Annotated in this window: 16 protein-coding genes and 1 tRNA gene; 7 read left to right on the plus strand and 10 right to left on the minus strand. The window is 34.0% G+C overall.

Features of this window, described 5'->3' with window-relative positions; all coding sequences use genetic code 11:
* Positions 1–100: 100 nt before the first annotated feature.
* Both O5635_RS03465 and O5635_RS03470 read right to left on the minus strand, forming a co-directional pair.
* Positions 101–661 carry a hypothetical protein gene (locus tag O5635_RS03465; protein ID WP_036902509.1) on the minus strand — a complete coding sequence of 187 codons (561 nt, stop codon included), beginning with the start codon at positions 659–661 and terminating at the stop codon, positions 101–103.
* A gap of 90 nt (positions 662–751) precedes the next feature.
* Entirely contained in the window at positions 752–1,351 is a 600-nt protein-coding gene (locus O5635_RS03470; RefSeq protein ID WP_036902508.1) for a hypothetical protein, read from the minus strand.
* Between the two features lie 455 nt (positions 1,352–1,806).
* Between O5635_RS03470 and O5635_RS03475 the strand changes: the two genes are divergently transcribed.
* Both O5635_RS03475 and O5635_RS03480 read left to right on the plus strand, forming a co-directional pair.
* Entirely contained in the window at positions 1,807–3,174 is a 1,368-nt protein-coding gene (locus O5635_RS03475) for a hypothetical protein (protein ID WP_036902506.1), read from the plus strand.
* A 139-nt stretch (positions 3,175–3,313) separates the two neighbouring features.
* Positions 3,314–3,823, plus strand: a complete 510-nt coding sequence (locus O5635_RS03480) for a hypothetical protein (RefSeq protein WP_036902504.1) — start codon at positions 3,314–3,316, stop codon at positions 3,821–3,823.
* A gap of 277 nt (positions 3,824–4,100) precedes the next feature.
* On the opposite strand, the gene O5635_RS03485 is transcribed toward O5635_RS03480, so the two are convergent.
* The 5 genes from O5635_RS03485 to O5635_RS03505 form a co-directional block, all read right to left on the minus strand.
* Entirely contained in the window at positions 4,101–5,030 is a 930-nt protein-coding gene (locus O5635_RS03485; protein ID WP_036902501.1) for a class I SAM-dependent methyltransferase, read from the minus strand.
* Positions 5,031–5,235: 205 nt separating this feature from the next.
* Positions 5,236–5,409 carry a helix-turn-helix transcriptional regulator gene (locus O5635_RS03490; RefSeq protein ID WP_269607970.1) on the minus strand — a complete coding sequence of 58 codons (174 nt, stop codon included), beginning with the start codon at positions 5,407–5,409 and terminating at the stop codon, positions 5,236–5,238.
* A 102-nt stretch (positions 5,410–5,511) separates the two neighbouring features.
* Positions 5,512–5,886, minus strand: a complete 375-nt coding sequence (locus tag O5635_RS03495; RefSeq protein WP_036902499.1) for a hypothetical protein — start codon at positions 5,884–5,886, stop codon at positions 5,512–5,514.
* A gap of 60 nt (positions 5,887–5,946) precedes the next feature.
* Positions 5,947–6,031, minus strand: a tRNA-Ser gene (locus O5635_RS03500).
* An 89-nt stretch (positions 6,032–6,120) separates the two neighbouring features.
* Positions 6,121–7,149, minus strand: coding sequence for an extracellular solute-binding protein (locus O5635_RS03505; protein ID WP_036902498.1), 1,029 nt, complete (start codon positions 7,147–7,149; stop codon positions 6,121–6,123).
* Positions 7,150–7,298: 149 nt separating this feature from the next.
* Here O5635_RS03505 and O5635_RS03510 point away from each other — a divergent pair, with 149 nt between their 5' ends.
* Together O5635_RS03510 and O5635_RS03515 are read left to right on the plus strand one after the other, a co-directional pair.
* Positions 7,299–7,964 carry a Fe2+-dependent dioxygenase gene (locus O5635_RS03510; protein ID WP_036902497.1) on the plus strand — a complete coding sequence of 222 codons (666 nt, stop codon included), beginning with the start codon at positions 7,299–7,301 and terminating at the stop codon, positions 7,962–7,964.
* Positions 7,965–8,053: 89 nt separating this feature from the next.
* On the plus strand, positions 8,054–8,293 hold the full coding sequence (locus O5635_RS03515; protein ID WP_036902496.1) for a hypothetical protein: 240 nt from the start codon (positions 8,054–8,056) through the stop codon (positions 8,291–8,293).
* 71 nt (positions 8,294–8,364) lie between these two features.
* Here O5635_RS03515 and O5635_RS03520 read toward each other — a convergent pair whose 3' ends face one another.
* Complete coding sequence (locus tag O5635_RS03520) at positions 8,365–9,912, minus strand: iron uptake porin (protein WP_036902495.1); 1,548 nt, start codon at positions 9,910–9,912, stop codon at positions 8,365–8,367.
* Positions 9,913–10,146: 234 nt separating this feature from the next.
* On the minus strand, positions 10,147–11,025 hold the full coding sequence (gene glyQ / locus O5635_RS03525; protein WP_036902492.1) for a glycine--tRNA ligase subunit alpha: 879 nt from the start codon (positions 11,023–11,025) through the stop codon (positions 10,147–10,149).
* A 316-nt stretch (positions 11,026–11,341) separates the two neighbouring features.
* On the opposite strand from glyQ, the gene O5635_RS03530 reads away from it, so the two are divergent.
* On the plus strand, positions 11,342–12,094 hold the full coding sequence (locus O5635_RS03530) for a class I SAM-dependent methyltransferase (RefSeq protein ID WP_269607978.1): 753 nt from the start codon (positions 11,342–11,344) through the stop codon (positions 12,092–12,094).
* Here O5635_RS03530 and O5635_RS03535 read toward each other — a convergent pair.
* Entirely contained in the window at positions 12,072–13,415 is a 1,344-nt protein-coding gene (locus O5635_RS03535; RefSeq protein WP_036902490.1) for a hypothetical protein, read from the minus strand. The two genes, O5635_RS03530 and O5635_RS03535, sit on opposite strands and share 23 nt — an antisense overlap.
* Before the next feature lie 515 nt (positions 13,416–13,930).
* Here O5635_RS03535 and O5635_RS03540 point away from each other — a divergent pair.
* Both O5635_RS03540 and O5635_RS03545 read left to right on the plus strand, forming a co-directional pair.
* A complete protein-coding gene (locus O5635_RS03540; RefSeq protein ID WP_036902487.1) occupies positions 13,931–15,436 on the plus strand; it encodes a GMC oxidoreductase in 1,506 nt (501 codons plus the stop codon).
* Complete coding sequence (locus O5635_RS03545; protein WP_269607980.1) at positions 15,433–16,731, plus strand: DegT/DnrJ/EryC1/StrS family aminotransferase; 1,299 nt, start codon at positions 15,433–15,435, stop codon at positions 16,729–16,731. Before O5635_RS03540 ends, O5635_RS03545 begins: the two co-directional genes overlap by 4 nt.
* The last annotated feature ends 11 nt before the right edge of the window (positions 16,732–16,742 follow it).

A 16,742-nucleotide genomic window follows, 5' to 3' on the forward strand; every position in this document is an offset into this window, starting at 1 on the left:
TTAGAAAAATTTAAGGTAAATCTTTTAGAATTTTTCTGAAAGGCTAGTTTTAATACTATTGCTAACTGTGCCCAAATCTATCGACTGATTATTATCTATTTTATACATTATTTGATTTATAAAAAAAGTTATAGGGGAATATACTCTCTTCCTTTGAAGGAGCATGAAATCCACCACCAACTTCTGACTGATAATAGTTTCCAAAAGAAAAGCCTAAGTAAGCTAATAGTAATGCAATGAGAAAACTTAGGATTTTCTTTTTTGGATTTGAATTCACAAGAAAAGGTGCTCTTCTTGATAAAAGAGGAAGAATCTTGGGGTTTAAGTATTTAACAGAGTAAAATACTCCCAAGCCTAACAAAACGAATTCAGTCCATATCAAGGCTGCATAAACAATTAATATCTTCTTCCAATGAATTTTGCAGAATAAAATTATTTGCTTTGAGTATTTTTTAGAAGTTGATGCAATTTTAGTTATTAAGACCTTTATTTTTTTTTGATTCTCTTCTTGCGATAAAAATTCAAATAGCTTAAATATTATGGTCCCTATGCCCGTTATTAGCCCGACAAGGCACCCAAAAGCCAAGGCAAAAGCCTCTTCCCCTTCATCTTTTCTTTTGTCTATTATAATTAGATCTTCATTCTCATATCGTTTGGCCATAGTTTTTAGTTCCCTTCCTTACTTCATCTTACTTTAATTATAGGAAGATATCCCAAAAGGAGAAATTCGCCTATGAAATGGCACAAGTATCTAAAACTCATATTTATCGTAAGAGGAGAAATCGCTATTAGATCCTGATGAGTTGCTGTTTTGATTTGGCCTTATAGATCTCATTCCACTAGTCCCACTCATTTGCCTGCTGCCACTACTTGCTGCTTTTATCGATTCAGGTGTAATTATCAGTGAAAGGTAATACATTCCACCCGACTTACAAGCTCCTCCAAACTTTGCTCCTTTGACAAGGCCACTAGAACTTGTCCGAATTGAGCATGTAACTTTAGTTACTTCAGAGTAATTAATATTCTCAACATCATTTTCAACGGTGATGTTTTGCATCTCTTCACTATCGTCAGAACATATATCTACAAGATCAGTACCTTCCCAAAATCTTACTAGTTCTCGCCTAGCTGCGGTTTCAGCTCTTTTTCTTGCCATTAAAAGCAATGAAGGGTTCTCTCCAGGTGCTCTTACAGCAGCAGTGCCTCGATATTTAAAATTGCCAGAGTTATCTACTAACACCGCTTCAACTCCAACATCTGGAGCACCCTCACATGTTGGAAGTGCGTAAGCAGAGACAGGTAGGCTAAGAGCTATTAGAAGGCTGGGTATTGCATTAGAACTTTTGATCATTTAATTAATCTAATTTTAAGCAAACATCAGATTAGCAAATATTACTTACTTTTCTAAAATCAACTGACAGCCTCAGTAACAAAACAATTCCGCAGATCTAGATCGCTTTATAGCGTTGGGAAAATAGTATGTAAGAAATTAAGTTAATTGAGTTTTCAGTGAAGGGTTAGTCCCCATCAGTTCTGAAAACTTGGACTTAAACCTAAGAAAATGGTAAGTGATTTCTAAAGGCCCCTAATTTGATGGTATGTGTCTCTCACTTAATAAAAGTCATGGTAAGGATAGGGAAGCTGGCTACATAATTAATTTGGAATAATATCTAGTTAGGGAAAAAGGAGGAATGCAGGTACTTAATTTACAAAAGAGAAGCACTAGGCTGTCAAAATGTAGACTTGTAGTATCCATAGGCTATTAAAGTAAAATTTAAAAGCCTTCTTCTATTATTTGTTAATCTCGTGAAAAAGATAATCTGTCTGCTGGGCCTAGCAGCAATTAATATCCCTAACATTTCTGCTAAAGAAATTTTCTATAAAACTAATAAAGAATTTACAACTAATAATATTGAAAGCCCATTAGTAGCTGAATATAAGAAAATTAAAACTATTATAATTGAAGGTTTTGGCTCCTCGGTCCCAGACGCTGCTCAAAATGCTGCAAAAAATGCCTTAATGCAAGTAGTTGGATCTTTTGTTGATACAGAAACAATGCTAAAAATGCAAACCAAACTTAATAGTGGCATTAATTCTGAATCTAAAGTTGATTTTAAATTCCAATCTAATGAAGATTACAAGGAAGTAATAAGAGAATATTCTCAAGGTTCTATAAAGTCCTTCCAGATTCTGGATACTAGAGTTGAGAATGAACTCTATGTTGTAAAAGCTAGAGTTGATATAAGGGTCGAAGATTTTAAAGCATATGTAAAGAAATTAGCTTATGGTTCAAAAGATGTATCTATTAATTTATTTGCCAAAGCTGCTGCAGAGACAGATAATTTAGCATCTAAGTATGATTTACTAATAAACAAAATTTTCAAGCCAGTTAGGAACGGTGAAGTATATAAAATTGAAATCGATCAGCCAATAAATTTAGTTGACTTCTGGTCTTCTGATTATTGTAAAAAAAACCCTAGTTACTCTTACTGTAAAAGTAATGGAGCACTGTCTGGATGGAATACCAAAACAACATTCATATTTCCATTTCAAATTAAGTTGAAAAAGAATTTCCAAGAAAATATCATAAATATACTTGATAATATTAGTGATCAAAAGAAAATAGCCTTTAGTGGAACAAGTCCAAATTTAAAATTAGCTCATAGTAAAAATGATCACTTGCTTACAATATTTGATACGAATTTACCTCAAGCTAAGCAGACAATTTATCGCATTAATGATATTTATGAATACATGAGAGATAAATACAATGAGAAAGAGCTCTATAACTATTGGATATGGAATCTGCATAAAAATAGTGAACAATATAATAATGATGTGTCTTATTTTAATCCTATAAGAATCAAATTACTTGACTCTTATGGGAATGTCTTATATGCAAAGCAATACTCTGTTCATTCCAACTTACTACGCAATGTAGTTGATGAGTATAGGACAGGAACTAATTTAGTTGAAGTCGGTTGGTATGGAGTAAAAACGTGTGATATTTGCTATGGATTGTATCAATATTTACCAAGATTTTCTCTTTGGGCTGGGGGTATAAATCGTGAACAAGTTATTTTTACTAGTCGAAAATATCTTATGGCACTAGATATTAAGTTAGAGATGCTGAGAGAGCTTAAAAAAGTAGAAATTGATTTTGTTGATAACTAATAAAAATTAGCATACTTGTCTTTGTAGTTCTTTCAAAAGAAATTAACTTCTATTTTTTTATACAGTTAGAAAATTTACTGTCCCTCTTTATGCTAGTAGTATTGAATATATGTATTATCTATATATACAAGCTAATGTTATGAAGGCCTTATCTGTCTTACTTACTTCACTATTGATAGCACCGTCTCAGGTACAGGCATATGACGAGTACCAACCTGGCTTCTCCTCAGAGCGAAAATGTTTTAAAACTGAGTACAGAGAAGAATATATTCCTGGTTCAGAATCCTCGCCAGGTTACGTCAGATATTTTAAGGATGAAGTTTCTGTTCCTTGCATCTCCACTAATTGGAGAACTGTTAGAAGATACCAGAATTACAAACCCCATTGGAATAAAAGAACTAAAAGAGGTTATCTAATACATGGGAATCGATATTCTTCTGAGCCTCTTAAGAGAAATTATGGTTACCTAGTACCAAGGCAGGGCTATGCTCCAAGAAAAATTGCCAGTTCTTGTAATAGCCCAAACAAAACTACTGGGGGATTGATTGGTGGGGGTATTGCTGCTGCTCTATCCAAAAAAGATGCTTATGGATGGTCTATCCCCCTAGGTGCAGTTCTTGGAATGGGCTTAACTAGTGCTGATTGTTGAATATCAATTAGCTCAGAATTGAGGAATTAATAAAAGTTGATTTTTAAAAAGGCTTAATTTAACGCCTCTTCTTAATATGAGTCATGTAAAGGTTCGTATAATTAGCTACTACTAACAATAGCAAAAGGAAAGTGTTTAAATTCAATTTATTCAGTGATTTTGTCAGTCAATTATAAAGAGGCATAGCACTATCTCAAGCTTAGAGAAAAAAGGTTTTTGAACTTGCTATAAAAGGAGGTTACTAAACCAAGTCTCAATCTAAATATATACCTATCAATTATTGTTTAGAAACTACAAAACTCATTACACCTCCGTCACCATATAGGATCTTTGCTATTGGGCTGTTATAGTCTTTATAAAAAGGTGCAACAATCTTACGAATATTTGAGAATTTGGGAGACTTGCTAACTCGATACGCTGAAGAGAATCCAGCCTCAGATAACCTTTTAAGGTATTCACTCTCAGTGGATTGTCTATAAGATGGAGCCAAGAGTCTATCCTCTATCGTTAGCAGAAGATCTTGATCTATTAAATCTAATAATGAATCAAGAAATTGTTGGGAGCTAATATAAGACTGAGTTTGATCGTTAGGAATCTTATTTTTCATTTCAGTAATCAATATGCGAATATTTTCTAGATTTAGATTGTTATCTATTAAATCTTTAAAAACCTCATTGTCACGATACACATCTCGCATGGTTTTCATTACGAAATCTCCAATTAATCCACCTGATCCTTCAACAGCAACAAAGAATTTACCTTTTGGAGCGAGCACTCTGTGGATTTCTGAGAGAGCTTTTTTTTCATCTCCAACATGATGGAGTACTCCTTGGCACAAAATGAAGTCAAAACTATTTTCAAGGAAAGGAAGGTCTGTAGCATTTGCAACTCTCGGCTCCCACTTTTCGCTTGAGAATTCATACTTCTTCAATAATTCAGAAGCAGGCTTAATAAAAGAATCATCAACATCAACTAAATTAACAAAAGCTGCGCCAAGATTGAGAAGGTTAACCGTGCCAGCTGCATTTGATCCGCAACCAATGTCTAAGCACTTTTTCCCTTGAAAATAGTTTTTTGGTACTTTTAGATACTCTTCACTAAGCAGACCTTGCATCCTTTGGCGACTTATCTCAGTAATGTTTTGCCTAATATGTATTTTGTGCATGACATTCCTTGTAATACTTGCAAGTTTGTCAGTGAAAGCCAATGTTATAAATAATCTCCTTGAACTTTACTACGCAGAGGTTGTCTGTCGACTTGGGCATACCTCAACGTATATGAGATGTCATGAAACAAGTTATACCAATTAATTTTGAATAATCTAACACTTAGCCTAACATCACAATGACACTATATGAAACGTTCATAAGTAAAGAAAGCAGCGGTAAAACCTTGATTTGATTAGCTTTCTCTTATATCCAATTTTTAATATCTTTTTCCAACACAACCACTAAGTTTGAACCTATAGAAATCTGGCGAGGGAAAGTCTTGTCAACCATTTTTTGATAAACGGTTGCTCTGGATACCCCAGTGGGATGGACCACCTCAGGCCAAAGGATAAAGCCTTGGGAAATTGTCGTGAACATAGTGTTCAAAAGAGAAAGGACTCTCCTATTGCTATTGCAACCACACCCCTTCAAGATTTTCTGTACTCATCCTACTGACCACTAAAAATGTAATTAATTAACCTAAAAATGTGATATTTCAGGGATAGCCTCAACTCTTACGTGCACATATTTCTTACGATTATGACATTTAGAAGTAGTAACCATCATTTTTAATTGTGAATCTAAAGTAGGCGTATCACTTATCTTTTTAGGATGAAAACATTCATCATCACTACATATTGATTCTATATATCTCAAAATTTCAACTCTAGCGATCGACTCTGCTTCAAATAATGATTTAACAAAATCCTCTTTTAAATCAGAATCAACTTTTACCATTTGTGTTGAGACCAATTTATACTTACCATCGACCACTATTAAATCAAGACCAGTTTTTTTCATTGCCGAACTACAAGAGTCTAATGCTAAAACTTTTATTGGAGTTAGGAAGGTCATGATTCCAATTAGTACGAGAGATAAACTTGGATACATGTAAAACTAAAAAAATTAAAAATGCGGAGAGGGTGGGATTCGAACCCACGGACAATTGCTTGTCAAACGATTTCGAGTCGCTCGCTTTCGACCACTCAGCCACCTCTCCCGAATCCCGATTGTAATAGTCTTATATCATTAATGAAAAAGTTAATATATTTTTAAAATAAATTGTATTTAGAAAGAAAGATGAAAATATTATTTCCATCCTGCTTGAGACATATATTTAATTGCTTTTGAATTAAAATCACCTAGTTGGTTAATTGAAACTTTATCAGGTGTAAATCTACCAAATATTTTTACTTCCTTAGACTCATTAAAGCCAATTAATGGATGCTCATATGTTGGCCCTGCTAAGCCTTTGCTTCCTGTCGGGGAAGCAAGAAACTCTAGTAATTGTATACCCTCTGATTTGTTCTGAGCATATTTAGCTAATCCACCAGCGCTAACATTGACATGAGCTGGGTCAGGTGTAATTACTCGAACTTTCTTTGCAAATTCAATATCTTTTTTCCCATTCACCCCTGCAAGCATACGTGCGACATAATAATGATTGACAATTCCTATCCCGCATTTCCCCTGAGCTACGGCTCTAGTTATTCCTATATCGCCAGGGAAATATGGTTGAGAAACATTTGAAATCATTCCTTTTAGCCATTTTTGAGTTTTAGCATCCCCATTGAGAACCAACTGATCTGCAACTAGCGACTGATTATATGGGCTATTCCTTTTACGCAAGCAAACTAAACCTTTTAAAGAGGGGTCAGAAAGATCAGAGTAACTTTTAATCTTATTTATATCAACCAGATTAGGATTAGCAACTAAAACTCTTACTCTTCTAGTAAGAGCAAACCAACGGAATTTAGGGTCACGATATTTAGCGGGAACGCTTTCTTCCAACTTTACTGACCTGTAAGGTTGGAGTAATCCTTGCTTAGCTGCATTGGTAATCCTTGCAGCATCTACCAATAAAATAACATCTGCATTTGAATTCTTCCCTTCTCTCTTAAGCCTTTCAATTAAGGAAATACCTGTAGCCTCTATCAACCTGACTCGAATGCCAGTTTGTTCAGCAAATTTTTTAAATACCAGGCGGTCTGTATTGTAGTGGCGGCCAGAATAAACTCTAACTTCCTTAGATTCTGCATTTAGGCCAATAACAGATCCACTAGCAGCGAAAACAGTTGTAAGTATAAAAGAAGGAAGAAAACGTTCTAAGATTTTCATTAATTGATTAAGAGACAAAAGATAGTTATAAATAGTTTATACAAATCGAAGTTTTTTTCATGTTAATCTTTTTATACATATATATGTATTAATTGATCCTTGGTGCAATTATTTAATACTAAACATTTTCAAGGTTACTTATTGCTCAGATGAATTATTTAATACATCAGCTCTTAAGCGATGAGATTACTGAATCTATTGTTAAAGGGGTTCTTGAAGAAAAAGCTTCCTGGGAAGATGGAAAAACAACCGCAGGTTCTCATGCAAAAGCAGTAAAAAACAACTTGCAACTAAATAAAAGCTCAATCTCAGCAGTACAAAACAGTAAGAAAATTGTCCAAGCAATTACTTCAGATCAACTAGTTAAAAGTTTTTCTCTACCAAGAAAAGTTCATGGAGTGATGTTCACCCAATCATCAGTTGGTCAAGGATATGGTAGTCATGTTGATAATCCTTACATGTCTACAGGTAGAAGTGACTTATCCTTTACTGTTTTTCTAAGTGAACCAGGTTCTTTCGAAGGGGGTGAGCTATGCATACAAACAATTAATGAAACAAAAGAAATTAAATTAAAAAAGGGCGAAATAATAATTTACCCAAGTACAAGTCTTCATTCTGTTAACACAGTAACAAAGGGGAAAAGATTAGTGTGCGTTGGTTGGATCCAAAGTTATGTATCTAATAATGATGACAGAAATTATCTATTTAGCTTAGATGCTGGCTCAAGAGGACTACTAGCAAAGTATGGAAGATCTAATGAACTAGATCTTGTATTTCAATCTTATAGCAATCTTTTAAGAAGACTTGGAGATTAATTTGCAACCTTTTATACATCCATTCGTAACATAGGTGGTAATGTTTTAAGCTAATTAGCGGCAATATAATAAAAGTTTTCAACAAGGATATGGTCAAAAGGTCTCCAGTGGCAATATTTATGGCTGCTACAGCACTTATTGCTTCAGGTTCTTTGCAGGCAAATCTTGTAAATGCCGGTGAAAAAAGTTTAGGTGGATTAAAAGAATGGACTACAGATCAAGGCATTGATGAAGAAAGCAGCCTTGACAAGGAAGCAAAAGCAGCAAAAGAAAAGGCAAAAGAAGAAGACATCTGCATACCAATAGGAGAAGGGGAAAATTGTTGGTAATTTTTTTAACATAAAAAAAGGATGCCAAAATGGCATCCTTTTTTTTTTAAGAAGTGATCTTTTTTTGAAGATCAGAACTTAAAGGTTGTCTGTACTAAAGCACCGATAATGTTGTCATCGGAACCGTCATAAACTTCGCTTCCACCGAAGAGCGCAGGTGTAACTGTAATGCCATCAGAAACTTTGTAGTCGTAATAAACTTCCCAAACAAAGTTGTCTTCTGCATCATCCTCACCTGTTGTTCCTTCATAGCTAGTAGCGTGCTGGCGTGAACCAAATGCCAATCCAGCTCTGTTACCAGAGTTCATGAAGTCTTTCCACATAAGACCTGCCATCCAAGAAGCAGTTCTTTTGATTTCATTATTGTCAGGCTCATTTAAAGTCCTCCAATCAAAACCAAGCTGGAAAGCAGGGATAGCTCCAGTTTCAGCAGGTTTCCAGTAATAACGAAGAGCGTAGGCATCTTCGCCTTCACCAGTTACATCATTACCTGCAGCTGTTGAATAATAATCAGACCAGTTTTTGCAGTTATCTGCTTCATCACAACCGTGATGAGCTACAGCGGCAATAATTTGCCATCTATGGTTACCGTAAGAAACCTGACCTAAAGTCTTACTTTCAGTATCTGTCAAGATACCGGCGTCCGCATCACTTCCACTAGAAGAAGCGTGGTTAAGACTTACAGTCCAACGCTTGTCTGTATAAGAATCTGTTGGCTGGGTCCAAGCAGCACCAAAACCTGGTGAAGTACTTGAGCCATAAGTAGCTCCATTACCACCTAGAGCAAATTGCTTAAGAACTGGCTTGTAAATAGATGGCGCTGTAGCCAACATGTAGTAGTTCTCAATCTTAGGACCAGCCCAGTATTTAACTTCCCCATGGGTCCATTCATACCAAAGCTTATCTACTTCGATAATGTCGGAATTACCATTTGCAACTGCTAAATAAGTACCACCATCCTTATCGCCCCAAGGGTTTGAAGTACCCATGTTGCCGGTCATGAGTCTTGTGTAAAGACGATCAGTACCTGTAAAGCTTGAATTTAATTCAATTCTATAGCTGTATGTTCCGCTGATTTTGTCACCATGATCGACAGCTGCATCAGCATTTGAATCATAGTTAACTCCACCAACAACAAAAGCTGCTCTACCTTTTAACTTTGTAGTAGAGGCGAATTGGCCAGCACTAAGTTCATTAAGCTTGTACTCAAGACCATCTACTCTTCCTTTGAGAATGGCCATTTCAACGCCAAACTCTTCTGCCAAAAGCGAAGCATCAGAAGATACTCCCTCGGCATTTGCCATGAGACCATTTTCAAAGCATGCATTTACTAATGCTGCAGCCTCATAACGAGTTAAAGCCAAACCAGACTTAAGGTTTTGAGTGTAGGAATTGTCTACACAACCATAAGAATCGCTTAGATTTTGAAGTGCTGTATAAGCCCAATCTCCAGGAACAATATCTGAGAATTGTGAACTGGAAGGAGCCTTTAGCTTTTTAGCTGGTTTCGAAGCGTACTTTGATACATCAGTCATATTCACTTCAGCTGCATTAGCAGCCAAAGGAGCAACCAATCCCAAAGCAGCAGGGATCACCAGCAACTGCTGGAATAATTTCATTGAGTTCCTCACACGGATGCCCAGAAAATGGGCACTTATACTATATATATATACAAATCAAAGAAGGTTATCTTTGGAACATCCTCAAGTATCATTAATTACTTTTACTAATCGTGTAATTGCGTGATGTATAAAATTTTACATCTTCTTTCTTTTTACTTCTTCCATCCAGCGATGCCGAAGTGCTTTTAGCATAGTGAATTATCTCAATATTTTGATAGTTTCGATTTTTACTTAGAGATTTTTATTTTTCAGTAAAGGGAAACTTAACCTTTCTCTCTCAACCAACCAAAGTTCTGCTACTTGACGAGAAAGGTTGCGAATTCTTGTTATTGTTGCGGTTCTTTCTGTAACTGAAATAACCCCTCTTGCTTCTAAAAGATTAAAAGTATGGCTACACTTCAGGACATAATCTAAAGCGGGTATAGGAAGATTTTGGGAAACTAATTGCTTAGCCTCTGATTCATAAATATCAAAAAGCTTATTTAATCTTTCAGCATTGGAATATTCAAAATTAAACTTACAGTTTTCTTTCTCTTGATTAAGCCATATATCTCCATAGCTGTAATTTTTATCCCACATTAAATCCCAGATACTCTCCACATTTTGAAGATACATTGCTAGTCGTTCTAACCCATAAGTAATTTCAATCGATACAGGCTTACAATCAATGCCCCCACATTGCTGAAAATAGGTGAATTGGGTAATTTCCATTCCATCAAGCCAAACTTCCCATCCAACTCCCCAGGCCCCCAGTGTAGGAGACTCCCAATTGTCTTCAACAAATCTAATATCGTGCTTACTTTGATCAATACCTAGCGACTCTAGAGAGCAAAGATATTTTTCCTGTATGGAATCTGGGGAAGGTTTAATTAGCACCTGATACTGAAAATAATGCTGGGCTCTATTGGGGTTATCGCCATACCTGCCATCCGTTGGCCTTCTGCAAGGTTCAGGGTAAGCAACTGCCCATGGTTCTGGGCCTATAGCTCGCAAAATCGTATGAGGGCTCATAGTTCCAGCTCCTTTCTCGGTGTCATAAGGCTGGAGAAGCAAGCATCCCTGATTAGACCAGAATAAATTTAATTGAGTAATGATGTCCTGGAAGTACATAAGTCAGTTATTGCAAGGGTTTTTAGCTTTCATATTCATTGATAGGGTACTAATAGGTCTATGAAACCGAAGCAAGCAGGTCTCAAATCGAAAGATCTGCTGATAGGTGGAAAACCTCATAGGCGATTATCTCAAATCATTGGTGTTATAAAAAGAGTGCATAAGTGAATCCATACGACATCAAATGGTTTCGCATAAAGAAAAGCATAAGTTTTATAATTAATTAAACAAGAAAATAAACAAGGGGTGTATAAAAATGATTTCAATTATAATAAAGAAAATTACTTAAAAAATGGAGTTAAATGAATACAAAGTAATGGCCAGGGTCGAGGCAAAACATTGGTGGTTTATTCACAGACTAAAACTTATCAGGGCTTTAATAGGAAAAGAGTTTAAAAAAAAAGAAAGGAAACTAAGCTTATTTGATGCTGGATGCGGTACAGGCGGGATGCTGGTGAAACTAAAAGGAACAGGTTTGATAAGCACAGCATGTGGCTGCGAACCTGAAGAATGGGCTTACAATTACTGTAAAGAACAAGGGTTAAATATAAATAATTGCGCTATAGAAGAATTAAATATACAAGATAAAAGTTTTGACATAGTACTGTCTATGGATGTTTTATATCATAGAAATGTTGATCCCAAACTAGCTATAAAAATCATTTCAAATTTACTAAAGTTGGATGGAATACTGATTTTGAATGTGGCTGCTATCCCTAGTCTTAGAAGGGCTCATGATGAGAGGGACTGGGGAGCTAGGAGGTTCGTAAAATCTGATTTAGAGGAATTACTTCTAGAAACTGATTTAGAGATAGTTAGCATAAATTATTGGAACACATTATTATCTCCAGTAATATGGCTTCAAAGTAGATGGTATGAAGTTTCAAAGAAATTCAAGAAAAAAATAATAGTTAATAAATCATCTCTAGAAATGCCGTCTAAATTAATTAATAAATTAATGATAAAAATACTTGAGATAGAGAATCTTCTTTCAAGATTCATCCCATTCCTAATTGGAAGTTCAATTCTTCTAGTAGCCAGAAAAACTAGGGTAAGAAGTCAGCGTTAGCATAATTTATAAAGTTAATCAACAAGTAAAGGCTAGATATAAATAGGGTTGCGAGAAATAAATATCTTTGCTTAATGGATATAAGCTCGATACGGTTGTTTAAAAATAAACATAAAGAAAGGTAGAAGAATGGCTGGCCAAATACATATCTTCCTAGCGAAGCCATATAAAAGGGCTGTGTTAAAAAACAGATTAATGAATGTGAGAATGCAAAAAATGTAGAGAAATAGAAAAGAAAGTCTTTGTCTGCGGTATATGTTGTTATCAGTGTATTTTTAGGCTGATCTAAATTTTCTGAAGCTGTTCTTTTAGAAATATCATTAGAGAATATGCCTGAGATTATTCCGATTGGAGGATATAGCAAAGTTAAAGCTAATTTTCTAAAAGGTACGGTAGAGATTTTTCTAAAAAAATAGTTAGACAATCCATTAAAGTAACCAATTAATAATATAAAAGGATAATATAAAGCCCAGAAATCTATTAATGGTGATTTTGAAGTAAGAAAGTAAATAGGCCGAAAACCTAAAGATTTATTCCACATCTCCTGAGCGTAAAATGGCTCAAAGAATCTAAATTGATGATCAACTAGAATATTTCCATAGATCACATATCCAGCGAAAGTTCCAAGCAAGATTAAAGAACTTAAGAAGAGGTATTTCTTTAAAAATCTAAATCTAATTTTATTAGCGATAATCAAAAAAGAGATTGAAAGAGCTATAGAGAAAATAGTTTGAATTAAAATTGGCCTTGTTAAAGATAGCAAAATTGAAGATGCAAAGATAACTAAGTAATTTAAAAATAGTGAAAAAGGTCTATAAATTTTAGCAGTTAATATATTATGCATAGAAAGCAGGAGGACAATACTTTGAAAAGCAAAAATAGATTCGGTATATCCCATAAAAAAAACTACTGTCATAGGACTTAGGGTATATAAATAGAATGAACAATTTGCAAAAAGTCTGCTATTAGAAACCCTATAAAACAAAGGCTTGATTAAGGTAATTGAAAGAATGCCAAAAATGCTTGATAGTAATATTGTTGCTTTATAAATTTCCAAGCTTGTAAGCTTAGTAAACGTAGATAGAAGAAAAGGCCAAAGGGGATAATAAGCTGTTCTTTGAAGGTCTATATATTTATTCTGGGCTAGAAATATATAGTGCTCCATATCCAAGTAGCCATATTTTGAAATATGAGATGTTTGACCTAGTAGCCTAGGAATAAGGTTAGGGTTAAGAAGTATTGCTAAAGGTAAAATAACGCCTAAAAGAATAAGCAAAGGTAGATATTCTCGTACATTAAAACTTAATTTGCGTGTAAGCATGAATAGCTATATATAGTAGGCAGAGATATGGTAATACTAACAATTATTGTGAATTAAATCAAAGGGCACGCTTAAAATATACTTTACAAAGTGCATATGAAATAAAAGCCCAGGAAATCATGGTTACAAAACCAATCAAAGAGTCGGATGCATTTAATGCAACAAGTTGAGAACCAATTATGAAAGATGCTAGCATACATATGAATTGAATAACTAAATAAGATAAAAGAAATTGTAAATCAAATCTGGTCTTAAAAGTAATTCTTGCGTGTAAGAATGAAGTCATCAGTATACAAATTGATCCTGCCAAAAGTACTGCTATGTTTCCTTTAAAGCCTGAGTTAGTAAAAATAAAGAAGAGAACCAAATAAATCACTTCAGAGATCATCCCTACTGAGACAAATCTGAATAAAGTTTGGTTTAGTCTAAATAATGGCAAGAGTAATTAATTTCCTATCACTTGTACATTATAGGCTAGCTAAAAAGGTATAATAGTTGCATATTCAATTTTTATAGTGGACACTATAATTGCCGATGCTCAAGACAGTAATAACTATCCAAAGAAGGTGCTCGTAATAGGTACTGGACTAGCTTCTTATGGCACTTGCTTAGGTTTACTAGAAAAAGATTATTTACAAGTAGATGTTATAGATATTGGTCTAACAAAGCCATACCTTAATCAAAAAAATATTTCTGTACCCAATTCTAAAGATATTAATGGTAGCTTCTTCCCATATGGAATAAATGATAAAAGATGGAGTAGCGAGTTACACTCAGAAAGAATGTGCTCTAGCCATGCTTACGGCGGCTACAGCAAAGCTTATAGCGGGTCTATATTACAGCCCAAAAATGAGGATCTTAAAGATTGGCCACTTGAGGCATTACCTAAAGCAAAGCACTATTCCCATATATTATCTACACTTCAGATAGACCAAAAATTTGATGAGCTAAATACTATATTCCCACTTAATCCCAATGAAAAATGCACCAGGTTACCAAAAAAGTCCTATTTAGGTTATTCAAGAATTGCAAAGACTTATAAGAAGGATAAGCAAGGGAGAATTAATATTTATCCCTTTGATTGTTCTGAGATATTTAACGAGTGGATAGATAAAGGTAAAATAAAATATTATAATAATAGAAAGGTTATAAGCTTGAAGGAAAATAAAAATAAAAATATTATTGTTGAGATAGAAAAGGCGAATGGAAATGAATATTTAGAATACGAATACGTATTTTTAGCAGCTGGCTGTATAAATACTACAGCTATTGTAGATATAAGCTTATATGGAGCCGGCAAAAGGAATTACACCATTAAGTCAGCTCCATTCTTGCTTCAATTACATTTTAAATTAGCCAACCCGCTGAGTATTATAAATTGGCGAAAATTAAAGTCATCCCAAAATTCAGACTATGCCTTATGTAAATACTTTCTGGAAATAAATAATAAATATACAGGCGGCTATTGGAGCCATACACAGATAGGAGACTTAAATAGAATTATAATAGATAAACTAAAATCGAAACTTCCCAAATTTTTATGGAATATTACTAATTTAATAAAAATATTCTTTCAATTCTCAATTAGTGTATTTCACTCTTCTCAGGGAATTGACTCGAAATTAATAACTGAAGTTAAACACGTGCATGAAAGCAAATTAATCCAGAGTATTAAAATAATTGAACCAGAGTATACATGCAATTTAGGGCAAGTAATAGCTGTAAAGTGTGGAGTCTTTTCTAATTTCAAAAAACTCCTTATGCTTCCAATACCATTCTCTATGGTGTTGGGAAATATAGCTAGAGGTAACAAACTAGGAGGGTGGCACTATGGTGCTACTTTACCTTTTTCTAAAACAAATAATTCAAAAGGTTTTTGTAAAGTAACTGGACAATTAAATGGAATACAGCATGTTTTTGTTACAGATGCATCTACATTTCCATCAATTCCTGGAAGTAGTGTTGCTTTACTAACGATGACTAATGCTTACCGTATTGCTGCAGAGGCAAACCTAAAATGATCAAAAGAGCTATCGCTAGAGGATCCATTCAGCATGAAATATCCAATGACTTAAATGCATTTGCCAAGTTAATACTTAACCCAAGCTATGCTCGTCAGATTGATAGAAACGAAATCTTAAAAGCAAAGAGATCCATTAGTTCATATTTTGATAATTACAATGTAACTCTTTTTCCTTATGCCAGAACTGCTCTACATGCTGTATTAAAAAGTCTAGATATCCCTAAGGGCTCTAAGGTATTAATGACTCCTATCAATATAGGACCAATGCTTAATATTATAGAAAGCTTGGATTTACATGTAGACTTTGTTGATGTTAACCTTGTAGATTTTGGCCCCAATTATATACATTTAGAAGATAAGTTGGCTGAAAGTCCAAGTTGTTTGTTTTTAACATATCTATTTGGTTATGTGCCAGATGTTGAGGTTATAGTAAATTTGTGTAAAAAATATAATGTAAGATTAATAGAAGATATTTCTCAGAGCATAGGATCAAAATTTGATAAGAAATTACTAGGCACTTTTGGTTCCGCTGCAATATACAGTGCCTCTCTAACGAAATATGTTGATGGGTATAATGGCGCCTTTGCTATAACTAATTCTGCTTCGATTTACAAATCTGTTGAAAATTATCAAAAGAAGCTAAATAATCCTGACAAAAATAGAATAAGAGGAATTGTCTCTAAAACTTTGTTATGGAATATATTACTGAATAAACACATCTTTAATATCTTTACTTATAGATTACTAAGCATAATTTCAATATTCAAACCAAAACTTTTTAAAAAATTACTTGGGCCATCTATAAGCCTTCAGAAGAGCTCAATTCTTCCTGGTTTTTATTTTGAGTCCATTACAAATCTCCAATCTATAACCATTAGAAAATATCTAGGTAAGTTAGATATATTAATTTCTAAGAGGAGATTATACGCTAAAATAGTATTAACAGCAATAAAAGAAATAGGGTTAACTAGAGATATATACAATTCATATCTAGAAAAAGAGAGGTATAATAATTATTGGCAATTTGTTATAGAAGTTAAAGATATAGATTTGGCTAAAGAGTTGTTATTTAAAAATGGTATTGAGACTGGTAACACTAATCTTCCAAATCTTTCCATAAGCTGTAATCAAAACTTGAGGAATGCAAATAGATTAAAAAATAATTTTATATTTATTCCTATGCATGAACATTTAGATATTAATGATTACAAAAATATATTTTTATTACTAGAAACTCACAAATTAATAGTTATTGATGATAATTTTTTAAAAAGGATAAGTATATATAGTTAGACTTTTAATGA

The organism is Prochlorococcus marinus str. MIT 0919 (assembly GCF_027359375.1).
Classification (GTDB): Bacteria; Cyanobacteriota; Cyanobacteriia; order PCC-6307; family Cyanobiaceae; genus Prochlorococcus_D.

What these genes read in the sequence shown, in the direction of transcription:
- O5635_RS03490 (WP_269607970.1), bottom strand. Translation starts at nt 5,409, where the DNA reads ATGTTCACGACAATTTCCCAAGGCTTTATCCTTTGGCCTGAGGTGGTC.
- glyQ (WP_036902492.1), bottom strand. Translation starts at nt 11,025, where the DNA reads ATGTACTTCCAGGACATCATTACTCAATTAAATTTATTCTGGTCTAAT.
- O5635_RS03520 (WP_036902495.1), bottom strand. Translation starts at nt 9,912, where the DNA reads ATGAAATTATTCCAGCAGTTGCTGGTGATCCCTGCTGCTTTGGGATTG.
- O5635_RS03495 (WP_036902499.1), bottom strand. Translation starts at nt 5,886, where the DNA reads ATGACCTTCCTAACTCCAATAAAAGTTTTAGCATTAGACTCTTGTAGT.
- O5635_RS03480 (WP_036902504.1), top strand. Translation starts at nt 3,314, where the DNA reads ATGAAGGCCTTATCTGTCTTACTTACTTCACTATTGATAGCACCGTCT.
- O5635_RS03545 (WP_269607980.1), top strand. Translation starts at nt 15,433, where the DNA reads ATGATCAAAAGAGCTATCGCTAGAGGATCCATTCAGCATGAAATATCC.
- O5635_RS03470 (WP_036902508.1), bottom strand. Translation starts at nt 1,351, where the DNA reads ATGATCAAAAGTTCTAATGCAATACCCAGCCTTCTAATAGCTCTTAGC.
- O5635_RS03535 (WP_036902490.1), bottom strand. Translation starts at nt 13,415, where the DNA reads ATGCTTACACGCAAATTAAGTTTTAATGTACGAGAATATCTACCTTTG.
- O5635_RS03505 (WP_036902498.1), bottom strand. Translation starts at nt 7,149, where the DNA reads ATGAAAATCTTAGAACGTTTTCTTCCTTCTTTTATACTTACAACTGTT.
- O5635_RS03465 (WP_036902509.1), bottom strand. Translation starts at nt 661, where the DNA reads ATGGCCAAACGATATGAGAATGAAGATCTAATTATAATAGACAAAAGA.
- O5635_RS03515 (WP_036902496.1), top strand. Translation starts at nt 8,054, where the DNA reads ATGGTCAAAAGGTCTCCAGTGGCAATATTTATGGCTGCTACAGCACTT.
- O5635_RS03530 (WP_269607978.1), top strand. Translation starts at nt 11,342, where the DNA reads ATGGCCAGGGTCGAGGCAAAACATTGGTGGTTTATTCACAGACTAAAA.
- O5635_RS03510 (WP_036902497.1), top strand. Translation starts at nt 7,299, where the DNA reads ATGAATTATTTAATACATCAGCTCTTAAGCGATGAGATTACTGAATCT.